13 protein-coding genes are annotated in these 15,819 nt (G+C 51.8%); 11 read left to right on the top strand and 2 right to left on the bottom strand.

Annotation, left to right across the window (positions count from 1 at the left end; translation table 11 throughout):
• Nucleotides 1-227: 227 nt before the first annotated feature.
• Nucleotides 228-557 (bottom strand): helix-turn-helix domain-containing protein, encoded by a 330-nt coding sequence (locus JDW18_RS13090; RefSeq protein ID WP_218239882.1) that lies wholly within the window; start codon nucleotides 555-557, stop codon nucleotides 228-230.
• 279 nt (nucleotides 558-836) lie between these two features.
• Here JDW18_RS13090 and JDW18_RS13095 point away from each other — a divergent pair, with 279 nt between their 5' ends.
• The 8 genes from JDW18_RS13095 to JDW18_RS13130 all read left to right on the top strand — a co-directional run bounded on the left by JDW18_RS13095 (nucleotide 837) and on the right by JDW18_RS13130 (nucleotide 12,912).
• A complete protein-coding gene (locus JDW18_RS13095) occupies nucleotides 837-2,231 on the top strand; it encodes a hypothetical protein (RefSeq protein WP_218239883.1) in 1,395 nt (464 codons plus the stop codon).
• 82 nt (nucleotides 2,232-2,313) lie between these two features.
• On the top strand, nucleotides 2,314-3,786 hold the full coding sequence (locus tag JDW18_RS13100) for a flagellin N-terminal helical domain-containing protein (RefSeq protein ID WP_246609897.1): 1,473 nt from the start codon (nucleotides 2,314-2,316) through the stop codon (nucleotides 3,784-3,786).
• Between the two features lie 200 nt (nucleotides 3,787-3,986).
• The gene (locus tag JDW18_RS13105; protein WP_218239885.1) at nucleotides 3,987-4,580 is read left to right on the top strand and encodes a hypothetical protein; all 594 of its coding nucleotides are present in this window, start codon (nucleotides 3,987-3,989) and stop codon (nucleotides 4,578-4,580) included.
• Nucleotides 4,581-4,599: 19 nt separating this feature from the next.
• Complete coding sequence (locus JDW18_RS13110) at nucleotides 4,600-5,514, top strand: helix-turn-helix transcriptional regulator (RefSeq protein WP_218239886.1); 915 nt, start codon at nucleotides 4,600-4,602, stop codon at nucleotides 5,512-5,514.
• A 98-nt stretch (nucleotides 5,515-5,612) separates the two neighbouring features.
• Entirely contained in the window at nucleotides 5,613-7,892 is a 2,280-nt protein-coding gene (locus JDW18_RS13115; RefSeq protein ID WP_218239887.1) for a hypothetical protein, read from the top strand.
• A gap of 17 nt (nucleotides 7,893-7,909) precedes the next feature.
• Nucleotides 7,910-9,772, top strand: a complete 1,863-nt coding sequence (locus tag JDW18_RS13120; protein WP_218239888.1) for a LeoA/HP0731 family dynamin-like GTPase — start codon at nucleotides 7,910-7,912, stop codon at nucleotides 9,770-9,772.
• 45 nt (nucleotides 9,773-9,817) lie between these two features.
• Entirely contained in the window at nucleotides 9,818-10,162 is a 345-nt protein-coding gene (locus tag JDW18_RS13125) for a hypothetical protein (RefSeq protein ID WP_246609899.1), read from the top strand.
• Between the two features lie 95 nt (nucleotides 10,163-10,257).
• The gene (locus JDW18_RS13130) at nucleotides 10,258-12,912 is read left to right on the top strand and encodes an AAA family ATPase (protein WP_218239889.1); all 2,655 of its coding nucleotides are present in this window, start codon (nucleotides 10,258-10,260) and stop codon (nucleotides 12,910-12,912) included.
• Nucleotides 12,913-13,178: 266 nt separating this feature from the next.
• On the opposite strand, the gene JDW18_RS13135 is transcribed toward JDW18_RS13130, so the two are convergent.
• Nucleotides 13,179-14,054: a hypothetical protein gene (locus JDW18_RS13135; RefSeq protein WP_246609901.1), complete on the bottom strand. Its 876-nt coding sequence runs from the start codon at nucleotides 14,052-14,054 to the stop codon at nucleotides 13,179-13,181.
• Nucleotides 14,055-14,369: 315 nt separating this feature from the next.
• Here JDW18_RS13135 and JDW18_RS13140 point away from each other — a divergent pair, with 315 nt between their 5' ends.
• The 3 genes from JDW18_RS13140 (at nucleotide 14,370) to JDW18_RS13150 (ending at nucleotide 15,730) form a co-directional block, all read left to right on the top strand.
• On the top strand, nucleotides 14,370-14,555 hold the full coding sequence (locus JDW18_RS13140) for a hypothetical protein (protein WP_218239891.1): 186 nt from the start codon (nucleotides 14,370-14,372) through the stop codon (nucleotides 14,553-14,555).
• 204 nt (nucleotides 14,556-14,759) lie between these two features.
• Nucleotides 14,760-15,107 (top strand): type I restriction endonuclease subunit M, encoded by a 348-nt coding sequence (locus JDW18_RS13145; RefSeq protein ID WP_218239892.1) that lies wholly within the window; start codon nucleotides 14,760-14,762, stop codon nucleotides 15,105-15,107.
• The gene (locus JDW18_RS13150; protein WP_218239893.1) at nucleotides 15,107-15,730 is read left to right on the top strand and encodes a hypothetical protein; all 624 of its coding nucleotides are present in this window, start codon (nucleotides 15,107-15,109) and stop codon (nucleotides 15,728-15,730) included. Before JDW18_RS13145 ends, JDW18_RS13150 begins: the two co-directional genes overlap by 1 nt.
• The last annotated feature ends 89 nt before the right edge of the window (nucleotides 15,731-15,819 follow it).

Raw genomic sequence — 15,819 nt, forward strand, 5'->3', positions numbered from 1 at the left:
CCTAGCATGACGACCAAAAAACTTTCTCACGTTGAAGAAGAAGTGAGTGAGCGCTTTTTAAAAGTCAATATCAACGGAAGGTGGCTACTAAAAATAGCATGTTTAGACAAAAAAGCTTCGATTCTAAGCGACGTCTAAACAGGCAATGCCTGCTACGCAGCTCCGCGCAGAAGTTGCTGAAGTACATAAAGATGCTTAGCTTTTCTAGCGCTGCACTCTACAGAAACTTATGGGGTGAAATAGCTATCAAGACTGGCCAAAGCAGTTTGTACTTGCAAGCGTAGATCGCTGTCAGCCTTACCGTACCTGAACAACAGCTCGGCAATTTCATCGTCCGTGTCGGCGTAAAAAAACGCCATCGGCACCTTCAGCACCTGAGCCAACTTGCGCACAGTCAGCAAGTCTGGCTTGTGGATGCCAAGCTCATAGCGATTGATGCGCGTGCTGGCCACGAACGCATCGATTCCAGCTTCAATCCCCAACATCTTTTGCGACAGCCCCGCAGCCAAGCGGGCCTGCTTGAGCCTCGCGCCCCATTGTTCGTCCGCGTCTGACATCTCGCACCTTCAAAAGGCTACGAGATTCGTAGTTATGCTTTATTCTCGATACTACGAGTTACGTAGTTTTCTGAGGCGCGAACCAGCTGCCCAGCTCAATAAGAAGGACAAAGCATGACGGTGAACGAGGGGATGCGTTGGTGCATAGCGTTGGGGGTGTTGAGTTTGACTATGGGGGCATGGGCGCAGCCAGTAAGTGTTCGCGAAGGTACCCAGCTGGCCCCGAAGGTGCACGATTACTACGCGGAGTGCCGTAACCCAGACACTGAGCTATGTACGGTGCAAAGTCCAGACTCATCGCTGTACATGTACACGGTGCTCACGCCCGATATTCCCTTTGATGACCTGGGTGCTCACTGGGTGTTCGATTTGCGCAAATTCCCAGCCGCTAAGGGTGCCATCAAGGTGCTTCGTGTGGCAACCAGCACAGGCGAAGTGCACGCCATTCGTTTGAAGCTGCTTTACGGGGCCACGCCAGTGCGGAGCAGCGCAGGAACCAAGGTGCTGACTGTGCCGACTGAAGCCAAGCCTGCCGCTGGATCAATGCCACCGACTGCACCTCCCCCGCAGTCCAATGCGTCGATGACTGGCAAGCCGCCTTCCACCGTTATGCCTGTTTCTGCGACACAGCCTTCACCCTCTGGCACAGCGCCCTCCGCTTTGCCACCAAGCCGTGGCACTGAGGCCAAGCAGTCAGAGCGCAGTACTAAGCCTACGCCTTCGACTTCTGATGTGATGGCATCTGCCGAAGTGCTCTGCTTGGATGGCATATGCCTGGGGGCTTCCATTCAGACGCTCAAGGCGCCGTTTGAGCCTGTATTCACCGTCGAGCAACAGTTGCGTGCAGGGCTGCAGGTCAATGCTCATCGGTTTCCAGACTTGGACAAGCGGGTCAAGCAGCTTGGCGCCTTGTTCAAGCAAGGCGATATGGAAGGGTTTGCACAGGCTGGAGAGGAATGGCTCAAGGCCAGCAGCAAGGAACGCCAGCTGCAAACCAACCTGTTTCACCTCAAGCAAGCCTATGAACTGGCTCAGAAGGCTTTGGGCGGCAAGCGCAATGCCGATACAGCAGCTTTGGCGCTGTACTTTATGCCGCAGCCTTCGCCCAAAGCATTGAAGGACGGGACTGGGATTTCAGGTGCGTTGAATGTGGGGGCTGACCCTTTGCTTTTCGCAGTACGCACAGAGCTGCAATTCGATGCTGGCTTCGCTTCTTTGATCAAAAAAAACAAGCCCGTGTTTTGCGGGGTGTACCAGCTGCAAGGGCACTTCACCAGCCCCTCGGGCTATGGCACCACCGTTACCGTGCGCTCTGATGCGGATGGTGATTTCAAGGTAGCCAATGTTCGCAGGGTGTTCACCGCTGATTCTCATGACAGCCTCAAACAGCTGGCACAGCAGTTGACACAGCGCTATGACCTAGCAATCAAGGCACAGGTGGCAAGTATCGATTTGCGGTCGCAGTCGATGTCACTGGAGTTGCGTCACCCCCTGGCCGTGCAGCTTGTGGGCGCACCACAGAAGCTGGTGCTGCAGCGCGATGCTTTATGGCAGCAAGGCTGGGTTGACTTTAAGGGCAAAGAGCTGGGGGTAATCAAAGCCATGCAAGCCCTGGTGAGCCACCAACAAGCCAGCATACCTGTGTGCAAACCAAAAGCCCTGCCGCTGAGTTGAGGAAGGGCTGCTCGTGGTCACAATCAACACTAACTTGCAATCGCTGACAGCACAGCGTCACCTGAGCGCTTCGCAGCTGAGCTTGACTACTACCATGCAGCGCCTGTCTTCGGGCCTGCGTGTCAACAGTGCCAAGGACGACGCTGCAGGCTTGGCCATCAGCGAGCGCATGAACACCCAGGTGCGGGGTATGGCCGTAGCCAGCCGCAACGCCAACGACGGGATCTCTCTGTCCCAAGTGGCCGAAGGTGCGATGCAAAAGCTCACGGACATTTTGCAACGCAGCCGTGAACTGGCCGTGCAAGCGGCCAACGGAACCAATTCCAGCAGCGACCGCCAAGCTTTGGACAGTGAACGTGCGCAGTTGCTGCAGGAGTTTGCGCGAATCGCCAGCACCAGCAATTTCAATGGGCAAAAGTTGATTGACGGCAGCTTTATGGCACAGAGCTTTCAGGTGGGAGCGAATGCTGGGGAAGTGATCGGCGTGAACTTGCCTTCATTGCAAGCACCGAACCTTGGTGCCTATGGCTGGCCGCTACAGCAAAGCCCCAGTACCAACAGCTATGCGATTGCCCGAGGTAATGACGAAATGGTGCCCGCTGGCGACTTGGTGCTGCGCGACAAACCTATTGCTATTGAGCGCAATGAAAGCATGGCATCGATTGCGCAGAAGATCAACGATGCCGGGTTTGATCCCAAAATTTACGCCCAGGCCAGCACCAGTGTTTTGCTGGCAATCAACACGACGCTGCCACCTTCCACTCCACCCGTTACTGTCACGCTGAAGCTGGTAGCGGGTGATGACTTGGCCAAAGCGCAGTCAGTTTCTTTCACCTGGGATCATGCCAACCCTGATGTCGCAGGCATCAAGCAAGCGATTAACGCTGTCAGCGCTCAAACCGGCGTGCGGGCAGAGGATGGGCGGCCTTACACGGATAACGTGCGCCTGGTCAACGACGCAGGGGAAACGATCCGGGTACTCAACGATTCAGCACCTGGCGTAAGCATGTTCATTCGTCACAACCTAGGTGCAGGCAATGGGTGGACCAATGGTGTGACAGTGCCAGGCGCCAATGGTGCGGGCGTCTTAGGCGCAGGTGCCCATGACATTCAAGTGCAGGGCAACTTGGCGATGATGTCCGAAGACCCGTTCGATATGGATGGCGGGGATTACGATTTGGACGGCGATCCCACTGGGCCATTTCCAGCCATGCAGTGGACAGTGCAAAAGTTCAAGCTGACAGATGCTCGCTTGGATACGGCGGAACACGCCAGGCAAGCCCTGACCATCTACGACGCGGCCCTCAGGCAAGTGACCAGCGCTCGTGCTGCCGTGGGGGCGGTGCAGTCGCGCTTTGAATCAGTCATTGCCAATATCGACATCGCTTCAGAAAACATGGCGGCATCGCGAAGCCGCATTGTGGATGCTTACTATGCAGTGGAAACAGCCAAGCTGGCTCAGCAGCAAATCCTGCAGGATGCCGGTACCGCCATGCTAGCCCAGGCGCATTCGGTCGTGGCTGAGCAAGCGTTGGCATTACTCAAAGACGTGTAGGTTTAGATGGTGGCTTGCACTGCATCACAGGTCTGACTGCGGGTTTGATGGTTCATTTGGCGCTGTAGATGGCGCTATTGGCTGCCGGTACTCAACTTCAGCTTCGATGCAATCGAAGGGCATGCTCAAGCGACACATGCTGTCGCTATCGACACCTAAAGTTTGAGCTCCCTTCAGCTTTTTGTATTGGAAGAGCCTCCATGCCAGCTAGCGATACTGAGATACGAGACCTCTACGCACAATTAAAAGGATTGCAGGTGCGTGAGTGCGAACTGGATCTTCACTTGTCCCAAGAAATATCAAAAGCACTTGCGCACTTCGGCCCCAGTATCCTGGCACTTGATGACGCAGATCCTCTGGATGGGGATTTCATCGCTTTGTACTACCAGTTAGCACTGCGTCGCATCGGGCAGTTCAAGCAAAGAATTTCAGAACGTACTTCCTATTTGAATAGCTCCAAGGCTGTGCAAGACACGTTGCGCCTAATGGGTGTGCGTACGGCATTGCAATGCGATTTGGGTGGTGCACTCGACCACGATAACGCTTGCAAAAAAGAGGCGTTGGCGCAGCAGATCAGTATGGCATTGCTTCATTTGATGGTTTGCAGCAACTCGCTGCAGCATCAACTGACTGAGCTAGTTAGCGCCTTAGAGGCATGGATGAATGCCGAAGCTATGAGTGCTGAACAGGTAGTGAGCCACAACCCACTTGATTCACGCAAGCCAGCTTGGCGTATTGCAACTCTAGGTGCGACACAACCTGTCTCAAAAGCCACTTATAGTTACATTCATTGAATTACTTCCCAGCTCTTGAATGTCTGCTTCAACCTCGGCTAGCTCAGCATCAAAAGGCGAAAAACTTGCACAGCGCTTGTCTCAAATTCTTGCGCGCCTGCACCAAGGTGATGCAGTTGACAAGCACCAACTTGCACAAGATTTTCAAGTGGATGTGCGCACCATTGAACGCGACCTTGGCGAGCGCCTATGCGGGATCGTTGAGCGAAGTGCCAATGGTCAATGGCAACTGACGCGCACTGCGCGAAGCAGTATCCCAGCCAAGCACTTGCATGGCTATGCACGTATGTCGGGGACGGAGCACTTGTTCCCGGATAACAGCTTGCGCTATCTGTTGGAGCAACTTCATACCCCTGAACAGCAGCGCACAATGCATGTGCAGGCCATCGCACATGAAGACTTGCGTCCGCGTACCCAAGAGTTTGTGCAACTACAAACTGCTATCGAGCAAAAGCATCCATGCAGTTTTAGTTACAAGGGCAAACAGCGCAACGTTCAGCCGTACAAGCTCATTCACAAAAGCGGTGTGTGGTATCTGGCAGCGGAAGAAGTTGCAAAGCTGAAAAATTTCAGCATTGGCTTGATCGAAAACTTGCTGGTAGATCAAAGCAGTTTCTTTGCACCTAAGCGTAGCCACAAGGAATACATCGATGCCAAGGACGACGTTTGGTTTACTGAAGACGTCACGGAGGTCTTGCTTCGTGTAGCTCCAGAAGCAGCGCACTACTTTATTCGTCGCCCATTGCTACCCCAGCAGCAGCAACGACAAGACAGTGACGGTTCGCTACTCGTCACCACACATATCAATCACATCGACCAACTGCTGCCTGTGGTGCGGTATTGGCTACCGAATGTACGAATCGTTCAGCCTGTTGAGTGGCATCAGGAACTTTTGGTTGGCTTGCGGGGTGCACTCAGTCAATGGGAATCCTGAATACCCCATCAGCCTCACTCAGCGGCATCACTATGCCACGTCAGCCTCTCTAGACCAAGGCTTCGCTTTACTCGTTCAATAACCTCAGATAAACACGTATGTCCAATACTCACAAGATGAGTCAGCTCTATGACCAAGTGACGGCTTTTGTTGATCAGTCGCTTGAAGCAGTTCTTCAGAAAAGTTCATCAAGGACAGGCTACATCGATCTGGAAAGTGCGGTTGCGAGTTCAAGGACACTACTCGAAAAATTCAGAGACAAGACCCATGACGATGTCCGTGAGTTACGCGAGCTCTCTGAATGGGAGACGTTCACCATTGCGTTCTATGGTGAGACAAATGCTGGCAAGTCGACCTTGATTGAGACACTTCGTATCCTCTTGGGCGACAGCGAAAAACTCGCTACGCAGCAAAAATTCCAAACCTTAGTTAAGGAATTGCACATTGATGCTGAAAGCCTCACTGCACTTGAAAAGTCGGTTCAGCAGTTGCAGGCTCAACTTACAGAGAGTCAGCGTCATGCTGACTCGCTCACGAAGCAGCTATTGAATGAAGAGAGCCAGCAGCATGCTCACCTCACCGCGCTGATCGCAAGCATCGCGAACAAGCGAAAAAACCTGAGTATTTGGCAGAAATTGCTGCACTTATTCAAAAAGCTGGATGAGGAAAAGGCACTTCCTGCACAGGAGCAGGCATTGGTGCAACTCAAGATAAGCCAAAAGGCGAAGCTTGAATCGATCGCCTCTGAGCCACTTCAAATTCAGACCAGACTTGACGCTTGTAAGAGCGATCTGGCCAAAGTGGAAAGCACGTTCGAGCAACTGCTTCCCCTACAGGATGGCTGCATCATCGGCAATGGCCGCTCGGACTTCACACTTCAATCACATGCCTACCACTTCACTGCTGGAGGGCAGAAATTCCAACTGGTCGACGTGCCTGGCATCGAAGGCGATGAAAAGCAGGTGATGAGCGCTATCGATGCATCCGTCAAGAAAGCCCACGCAGTGTTCTATGTGACGCGCAATGCCACCCCACCTGGCTCTGGTAGCGATGGGCAAGAAGGCACGATCGACAAGATCAAACGCCAGTTGGGGAGGCAGACTGAAGTGTGGGCTATCTTCAACAAAAGCGCGACGAACCCACAGGTCTTACAAGGCCAGACACTGATAAATCAGAACGATGCTGTCGGCCTTGCCGAAATGGACAAGTCACTGATTGCGTCGCTTGGCACCGAAACCTACAAGGGGCATCTGTGCGTAAGCGGTATGCCTGCGTTTTTGGCTTCGGCTTCATGCTTTGTTCCCAATAATCCACACATCAGAAATCGGGAAAAATTCCTCTTGGCCATGGGCGCCGATGAAATCTTGCAACGCAGTGGCATGAACGCCTTTCTGCAGTTCCTACGTTCAGACCTCTGCCAGAACTTTCAGGTCAAGATCCGCGACGCAAACCTGAAGAAGGTTCGCAGTTGCCTACAGGAAGGCATTGTTCACCTGAACCAGGCCCGCGACAACTTCGCCAATGCAGCGCAAAAGCTTGAAGCTCAGCAGAAATCTGCTTCCTCCCAAATCGATGGATTACTTGCCGGCACATCGCAAAAACTCAAAAGTGAATGCCATGACGAGTTGAACAGCAAGAAGACTTCCATGCGCACGGCAATCTACGATTACATCGATAGCGACCCTAGCAACGATGACTTCAAGGAACATCTAACTGGAGAAATCGAGGAGCTCAAGACGAGCGTGGGAGTAGATCTGGAGGTACGCTTTGCAACGGTGTTCAAGTCCTTCACGAATGAGGCAGAGGCCATCATTCAAAAAAATCAAAAAAACGTCAGCGAAATCCTGCACTACACGATCGATGACCCATTCTCGTCGTTGAAGCTCAGCTTCAACACTGACTTCAAGATGGACAACGGCATCAACGTGATTGCACTCATCTCGTCATTAGGCGGCGCTGCAGCTTTGGTCTGGGCATCGTTTCTTGCCTCGAATCCGGTTGGTTGGAGCACTGCCGCAGTTCTAGGTGCAGTGGGTCTCGTCTTTAGCTTTTACAAGGCCGTCCGCAGCTTCTTCAGCAGTGAATACAAAAAAGAGCAGCAGCGAAAATCCGCTGACGAGAATCTCGACAAGGTGTTTGAAAAACTCACAGAAATGCTCGATAGCAACCTCGACTCAGCAAGTGCCAAGATCAACGAGGCATTGCTGGAGACTAAGACGAAGATGCGCATCCCCTATGAGCAAAGTATCAACACCAAGGTCGCCCTAGAGGACATCGCCAGCAAGATGGCCGTGCTGCGCGAAAAACTCATCCCCAAGCAATCCACTAACGTAGCAGCTCGCACATCGACGCCTGCTACAGCACCAGCTATCGTTTAATTTCTGGAGCGAAATATATGACCAGCGCAATTCAATCGTTTGAGCAGCAGAAGCAGCAAGCACTCGGTATTCTGTCCAGCCTATCTGCTTTCGTTCAGGAAGGCAGCAAACTGGGGATTCATATCCACCCAGATCTGGTAGAGAAGCTCCAAAAATCGGTTCAGAGTGCCAGTGAAGAGAAGCTCAAGGTTGCCTTGATAGGGGGCTTCTCCGAAGGCAAGACATCAATCGCTGCAGCTTGGTTGGAAGAGCTTGACCGGCGTAGCATGAATATTAGCCAAGCAGAATCCTCCAACGAGGTCCAGATTTACGAATACAAGGATCAACTGCAGATCATCGACACGCCCGGTCTATTTGGTTTCAAGGAAAAGACCAACGCAACCAGCCAGGAAATTGAGAGATATAAGGACATCACCAAGCACTATGTGAGCGAGGCTCATCTTGTGCTTTATGTGATGAACTCGGCCAACCCGGTCAAGGAGAGTCACACAGACGATCTGAAATGGTTGTTCCGCACACTTAATCTGTTGCCTCGTACGGTGTTCGTGCTTAGCCGTTTCGACGAGGTCGCAGACGTATCGGAAGACGCAGACTATCAGGATAAATTCTCAGTCAAAAAGAGTTCTGTCCTGAAGCGCCTCAACGACGTGCTTGCACTAACGCCACAGGAACAGAGCGATCTTTCCATCGTCGCGGTTTCTGCCAATCCCTTTGATATGGGCGTGGAACACTGGCTGAGTAATCTTGCTGAATTTCGTAACCTCTCACGCATAGGTCTTCTGCAACGCGCGACTCAGCAGAAAATTAAGCGCAATGGTGGACTGCTCGCCCTTGCGCACGAAACCCAAAAGTCCATCATCTCAGACGTTATCACCCAACAATTGCCTGCAGCCAAAGAGGCCTATGCATTGCTGGCTGATGAAGCGCAACGCCTCACGGAGATCAAGCAAAGCCAAGGACTAGAGTTACAGAAGGCTCATGCCAATATTGGAAATGCGCAGGTGCGCTTGCGCGGTCGTCTTTTGCGCTACTTCGAGGATTTACAACTGCAGACGCGCAACGTCGGCATCTCCACTTTCAACGACTTCATGCACAGGGAAGTTGGTAACGAGGGTTGCTTAGTTCAGCAACGTATTCAGGAAATCTTCAGCGACGAAATTGGCGGCATCAATACCGATCTGTACCGGATTCAGATGAACGTCAACAACGAGTTGATGCACTATGACGATGTCCTGAATGCGATGAGCAAGAAAGGAGTTCAATTCCTGTCTAAGCCAGGCGTGATCACCAATGGCAGCGTGCTCGCGGTACGTGACGGCATCAATACAGCGACCAAATTGGTCGGCCTTGACATCAGCAAGTACCTCAAGTTCAAACCCTGGGGAGCCACCAAATTGGCAAATGGTCTCGGTAGCGCACTGGCAGTGGTAGGTATCGCGCTGGAGGCGTGGGACAGCTACAAGGAGCAGGAGCGCCAGGCTCAATTCGCCGAGACCATCAGAAGCATGATCTCTAACTTCCAGATGCAGTCTAAGGAGGTTATTCAACTGATCGACGCACCAGAATTTGCAGACCGCTTCTTCCCGGCTTTTGCGACTCTCAAACAGCAGCTTTCTGCAATTGATGATGAGATGAACACGTTGCAAGAACGTCAGGTGCGCTTCAAGAAGTGGTACGGCACCGGCACAGCCATCGACGCAGAGTTTCGCGAAATCAACAGTACCAGCGGCAGTTACCAGGAAGCTTGGGAAGAAGTGCCCGATATCGTGCTTGATACCACGCCCATTATCGAGACGGTTGCGCAGAAATCCGCTACGGCCTCACATCAGTCTGCACAGGTACCAGCAAAAACCTCGCTTTGGTCAAAACTATTCTCGTGATTCAGCCAAGAGCTGCTCGGGACATCAGAGTCGGCCAAGAAGGTTTTGAGTTCAAGACCTTCTTGGCTTGTGTATGGCGCGCTGCTTCGCTTCAGTGCTGCAAATAGAGAAGCAATTTGCTGTTCCGGTGACAACGTTCCGGCCAGCGTGCTGAAGATTCACATTGACGGGGTGGGTGCGAATCTGACGGAAGCTGCGAATAAATATCAGCGTGACATGAGGCACACGGGGAGGCCGATAAGCCACCGCAAGCTCATTAGCACAACGCTGTTGGTGAAGGGGTTGGAGTACGACCATGCAGTCATCCTTGACGTTGACGCGCTGGACGCCAAGGATCTGTATGTCGCCATGACCCGTAGCTTTATGGCTGGGCTTTTTTACTACAGTTGAGGCAAGTCACTATGCTCATCTTCAAAAATCAATACAGCCGTTAATGCTGTTACATTTGATCCATCTTTCTCTGTGGCTGTATTAAGAGGGCCTACATGGCGACTGTAGAAGCGGAGCATCAGCGCTTTATAGAACACCTTGCGGCAACAAATTCACCAGCTAACGTGCAGCGGTTTGCTGAGTTGGTTCACCAAAATTTGGATGCGCTAGCTGATGTTGGCATAGCTCGCAGAGCAAGGTCTGTCAAACTCGCCCCGATCGTTATTGACGGTATGCGGCTTCCGCTGCAAGTCAAACCGGTAGTTCGTCCCATAGGGCAAGCGATCCAGCAGACTTTTAAGCTCACGGAACTTCAAGTTGGGCCATTTCGCGGATTCATGGCACAAGAAACGTTTGACCTTAGTCGAGACATCACACTCGTATATGGTCCCAACGGAAGCGGTAAGACCAGCTTTTGCGAAGCGCTTGAGTTCGCCATGCTTGGCAGCGTTGGTGAGGCTAAGGCAAAGCGAATAGACCAGAAGATTTATTGCAATAACGCCCACGTCAGAAATCACCTCCCTCCACAGCTGACTGGTGTGTTGCCCCATGGAGGTGCGTTTCGTATTCAGCCCAACGAAGCTGATTTTCGATTCTGCTTCATCGAGAAAAACCGCCTCGATGACTTTGCTCGAATTGCAGCGAAGACGCCCGGTGACCAAAAGCTTCTTATCGCCACGCTATTCGGGGTTGAGCAATTCGCAAACTTTGTAAAGGGATTCAACACAGAACTGGACGGAAATCTAATGCTCTTGGGTCCAAAGGCTCAAGAACTTGCTCAGAAAAAGCTCGCCCTCACTGCGTCGAATCAAGTCATTGAGCAGTTTGAGTTAAGAAAGGCTGCACTGAATGAGGAAGCGATTCAAGTGGCGGCAGCCTTCGATAAAACAAAATCTTTCGCAGAGCTCCGTGCTTGGCTTCGGGGAACTGCGGAGCAGCCTGGTCGGCTTGCTGAGGTTACGAAGGCTCTAGACAAGCCTAGGGCCAAAATTTTTGATATTACCGAAGCTGCCTTGCAAGCCTTTTTTGGCGCTGTGAGAAGCACAGGAGTTCAATTGGGGCAGATTCGCACTACGTTGCAACAACGCACGGGAGAAGTGTCGTTTAGTCAGCTCTACAAAGCCGTGAGCGAACTAGCCAAAAATGCGGCTGAATGTCCAGCTTGTCGCACTCCGCTTGACCGAGTAACCGTCAATCCGTTTGTGCGTGCCGAGCATGGCATAGCACAGCTAAAGGAGCTCAGTGACCTACAAGATAAAGCGGCAGAGCTAAAAGAACAGCTTGCTGACCATGCTCATAGGTTGTTGAATGCAATGCATGCAGCAGTCATTGCTGCCAAGGATGTGGCACCAGAGGATTTTGCCGCCGCGGCTCTACCAGAGTTGCCAGCCGAAAGTACCGGAAAGTGGATGACTGCTTGGACTAATGACGATAGTCGCGCCTTCAATGCACTCCTTAAGTTGCTTGGTCTCGTTGAAACCTCTAGCCAAGCAGCAAGGGATGAAGAAGCGAAGCGAGCACGTTTAGTTCAAGAGAGAGAGTGCTTACTGGACCTAGAAAGGACAATTGCGAGACTTGAGTGGAGCTTTGAGGGGCTAAAAAAGGACCTTGCAACAGCTCAAGTTTCGATTGCAGCTTTCAATGAACAAAACAAGGAACTCCTTGAAGAAGTCGAGACTGAAAAGCTAGAAGTCAAGCACCATTGGGATGTTAAGACGGCTTATGACGTCTATCTCTCCAAGCTCAAAGAGTATCTCGCCGAGCTACCTGCGCAGCTCGTAATGGGGCTAGGAGCAAAGGCGATGGAGCTTTACAACGCATTTAACCGAGGAGACCACCCGAACGATCAGCTCGTGGCATTGACTCTCCCCTTGACGGAGAACGACAAGATCCTTGTTGAACTCGCTGGCTCTCCAGGTCAAAGGTTTGATGCGCTGCACATCTTCAGTGAAGGGCATATCCGCTGCTTGGGCTTGGCCATACTCTTGGCTAAAAACCTTGAGCAGGGTTGTCAGGTCGTCATATTTGATGACGTAGTAAACGCGATTGACGACGAGCACCGCGATGGCATCTGGCGCACCTTTCTTGGTGAAGGGCGCCTCGACGGCAAGCAAGTCATCCTAACGTCTCATGCCGAGGAATTTCTGATGCGAATCCAGCAGGAGCTGGGTGCAAAAATGGCCTCTGAGATAAGCCGCTATCACTTTCTCCCTCATTTAGGTGAGTATGAGCTTCGAGTCGACACAACCCCTCCCAGCAAGAACTATGTACTGCTTGCGCACGAGGCTGTAGCTAATCATCAAAAGCGAGATGCACTGCGTAACGCCAGAGCTGCACTTGAAAGCTTGACCGACCGCATTTGGAAATGGCTTGGCAAAGCTGGAGATGGTTTGCTTGATTTGAAGATGGACAGGCCAGGTGCTCCTGTTGAGCTTTACAACAAATGCACAAAGCTTGTCGCTGCATTGAAAAAGCAGCAGCTTGCGGCAACACACACGGCAGCGGAAGAAATGATTAACGGCCTGTCCAGGCTGTTGGGCATTAGTGGACAGTCAATTGAATGGTACTACCTAAACGCTGGAACCCATGATTCAACTCGCGACCATGATTTCGACATCGCGACTGTAAGGACCATTGTTGAGTGCTTGAACACTCTAGACGCGTCACTTCAGAGGCCCGCTAAGCCCGACAAACAGGTAACCAAGGTCTAGGTCCTAGAAGTGACTTTAGATCAAGTGCTCGCCCTAAAAAGCTACCAAATCCAGTGACCAGTGGACGCTGCTTCTGATCTAGCTGTTGCAGGGAAGGGGTCTTTCTCCGATAATTCTAATGGGGATGGGTTGTGTGTGGCGGTGTGCTTGCATGCCCTCGCCTAGTACGCTATCTAGCCATGCGACTTCGCATGTGCCGATTTTAGACATTAGCTATGTCATTTCCGGCAGAGCATTGAAGCAAGTGCTAGCAGCCTATCTCCACCTTATATATTTTTTAGATATGCAGAGCGCAAAACGATGCGCCTCGAAACGAGTTGGGAAAGCATCACATTGGATTCCCAATTTGTTGGATATTTTATCTCTTCTATTACCCGAATATGCGCAGTTGCTTGCTCTAGTTCTTTCGTTGGATCGCTTTGGACTTTTACTTTGTCAAATTTCAAAAGGTGGTCGCAAATTCGGTGTGTATAACCATTTGCCTCAAATTTTTTGTGTTCAGTGATTGCATGTGATGAGGGCGATTGTTCGAGAATCCTTTTCAGATAAGGAATAAGATCGAGGCTCGAAGATTTGTTTCCTTTTCCTCGACTTTTTCTGAACATATGACGCCAGCCAAGCCTTGTAAGTTCTATATGCCCTAATGCTGGGCAAAATAGCTTGTTGAAGTCTCTATACGTTTCTTTAACAATTATTCGCCTTGTTTTAATAGCTGAGCTCCGCTTGCGAATAATTACCCCTTTTCCTCCGCTTTTTCCGGTGCGTTTCAATCCAGCGCATCGTGCTAAATCGTAAAGCATTGGGGGAGCTACCTCGTGGTATGCGCCGTACTCTTGAGGGCGCGTAGTCGTTGTTGGGTGCACGTAAGCCCAAAATATGCGATTTTTGTCTCTATCAACCCACGCAACACAGACGCCATGATTAGTTCTAATGGCGGCACCTTTTGCTGCACCCGTTAACTTGAAGCCGCTAGCCAGCGTCGATCCATAGGTTGACCCAGATTTAACCTGCGCCAACACCACTAAACGTTCTCCTTTGTGCCAAGGGTGAGGTGCCGAGAAGAACATATCAACCTTTGAATTGTCCTCTTCTCTTGAGCCCCAGTGTCCCTCACCACGACAGGCCAAGATAATCTTGGCCATTGCATAGGATTCTGAGTCGCTTCCATTTATAGGATTCTGCTGACGCCCTTGAAGTGGCAGCGGCGTTGGCGCTGAGAGTAACGAGAAAAGCATACCCCTTGGATTCCCTTTATAGGTTACATCTTAATTTCAACTTGTTGAAAAAGATGTTTCTTCTGGATCGACGCGGACCACTGGCGTGCAGTACGCCTTTCATAAAGTTGGTGTGTCCAACCGTACAATCCGACTCCCGGTTTTCGATGGTACAGCGGCTGTTCATAACAGGCAGCACTCGACTGCTGGTGTCTGCTGGAGCAACCGTTCAGGCTCATGACCATGAATGAATCAGATCCGAGGGAACGTCGCGGCCTGACGCAGCTATTTATCCTGCCTCCCACTGTACAACAGTTGCTTTTAAGTATCCATTTAAATATATCAAATATATTTGATATGCAAATATTTGCATTGTTTAAAATGGCTGAGCCTTGTGTTGCACAGCGCAATTGGCCGCTCGATCATTGATCAGCTGCTTCTCTCGCTCGACGTCCTGAGCTTCCCTTCCCCACCCGTTTTGTGCGCCTGAATTGATCAGGTAGTTTGCTCGCGCATGCGTTTTGAACGCTTGCGCGGCGTAGCCGTGCCTGTCAATTTGAGGTCGTGAGCCTTGGGGGAAGTGTTGGGCAGCACAGGGCACTTCTTTCCCACTTTTCCCTTTTGGAGTTTTCTATGACTGATACAGGTCAGGCCGCCGCATGCCCGAACGATTCTTCTCCTGCTGCTCATGACAAGGCTGCTGCTGGTACGCCCTTGTTTGCCTTGGGCCAGTTATTAGCGACACCTGGGGCATTGGAACTGCTGCAAACCCATCAACTGACAGCACTGCCGTTTGTGCTGCGCCATGTGTCGGGTGATTGGGGCGATATTTGTGCAGAAGATCGGCAAAGTAATGCTGATGCTTTGCAGTACGGCTACAGGCTGATGTCGGTGTATGTGATTTCCAAGTCAGAACGCTTATGGATCATCACGGAGGCTGACCGTAGCAGCACCACGCTGTTGTTGCCTGAGGAGTACTGATGCTGGGGCGGCACTTTGTGGTGCACTCGCAGCTGAGTGTGGGCCGCTCAGGTGCAATGGCCTATCAAAACAAGCTGCTGCTGCGCCAGGGTGAGAATGACATGGCTTGCGGGCACCACTGTGTGTTGATGGCTTTGATGCTGTTGGGCCAGGTGTCACGCGATGCCCTATATGAAAGCGACCTTGACGCACGCCTGATGGAAGTGAGCGCCATCGGCCAAGCTCTGTACTTCAGCGGCTGTAGCAGCGCAGCCATCAGAGAGCAGTTTGCCCCGTTTTCTGAGCAACTGCAGTGCCGCCAGCTGCGCCGCAATGTTGAGGCCCGCACGGTGGCCGCGCTGGAATCTGACCATGTGTGCCTGGTGCGTTTCACTTCACCCAGCTACAGCCATTGGGTGCTGGCTGTGGGCGTAATGTATGCCGATGGCAAGCCACATTCCCTGCTGGTGCTCGATCCCTTGATGGATGGAGTGCCGCTCACTCCCTGGAATGCTTTGCTGGAGCATTGGGGCAGCAAAAAGCTGCGCAACACCAATGCCCGCTGGTCAGAAAAAGCCACCTTGGACAAGGTGGTGCAAGTCGGTTTGCGCAGCCGCCGTGGCACGGCCATTGAACTGGCTTGAGTTTCAGTTTCTCGCTCTCTTTTTCCTGATTTCCCTTGTGCACGTTGTGCGCCTGGTGCTTGGCTTTTGAGGCTGCACTCAGGTGGCGT

The organism is Comamonas fluminis, from assembly GCF_019186805.1.
GTDB lineage: Bacteria > Pseudomonadota > Gammaproteobacteria > Burkholderiales > Burkholderiaceae_C > Comamonas > Comamonas fluminis.

Coding starts and splice junctions, on each gene's coding strand:
- JDW18_RS13090 (WP_218239882.1), bottom strand. CDS start 557: ATGTCAGACGCGGACGAACAATGGGGCGCGAGGCTCAAGCAGGCCCGC.
- JDW18_RS13105 (WP_218239885.1), top strand. CDS start 3,987: ATGCCAGCTAGCGATACTGAGATACGAGACCTCTACGCACAATTAAAA.
- JDW18_RS13110 (WP_218239886.1), top strand. CDS start 4,600: ATGTCTGCTTCAACCTCGGCTAGCTCAGCATCAAAAGGCGAAAAACTT.
- JDW18_RS13115 (WP_218239887.1), top strand. CDS start 5,613: ATGTCCAATACTCACAAGATGAGTCAGCTCTATGACCAAGTGACGGCT.
- JDW18_RS13120 (WP_218239888.1), top strand. CDS start 7,910: ATGACCAGCGCAATTCAATCGTTTGAGCAGCAGAAGCAGCAAGCACTC.
- JDW18_RS13130 (WP_218239889.1), top strand. CDS start 10,258: ATGGCGACTGTAGAAGCGGAGCATCAGCGCTTTATAGAACACCTTGCG.
- JDW18_RS13135 (WP_246609901.1), bottom strand. CDS start 14,054: ATGGCCAAGATTATCTTGGCCTGTCGTGGTGAGGGACACTGGGGCTCA.
- JDW18_RS13140 (WP_218239891.1), top strand. CDS start 14,370: ATGAATGAATCAGATCCGAGGGAACGTCGCGGCCTGACGCAGCTATTT.
- JDW18_RS13145 (WP_218239892.1), top strand. CDS start 14,760: ATGACTGATACAGGTCAGGCCGCCGCATGCCCGAACGATTCTTCTCCT.
- JDW18_RS13150 (WP_218239893.1), top strand. CDS start 15,107: ATGCTGGGGCGGCACTTTGTGGTGCACTCGCAGCTGAGTGTGGGCCGC.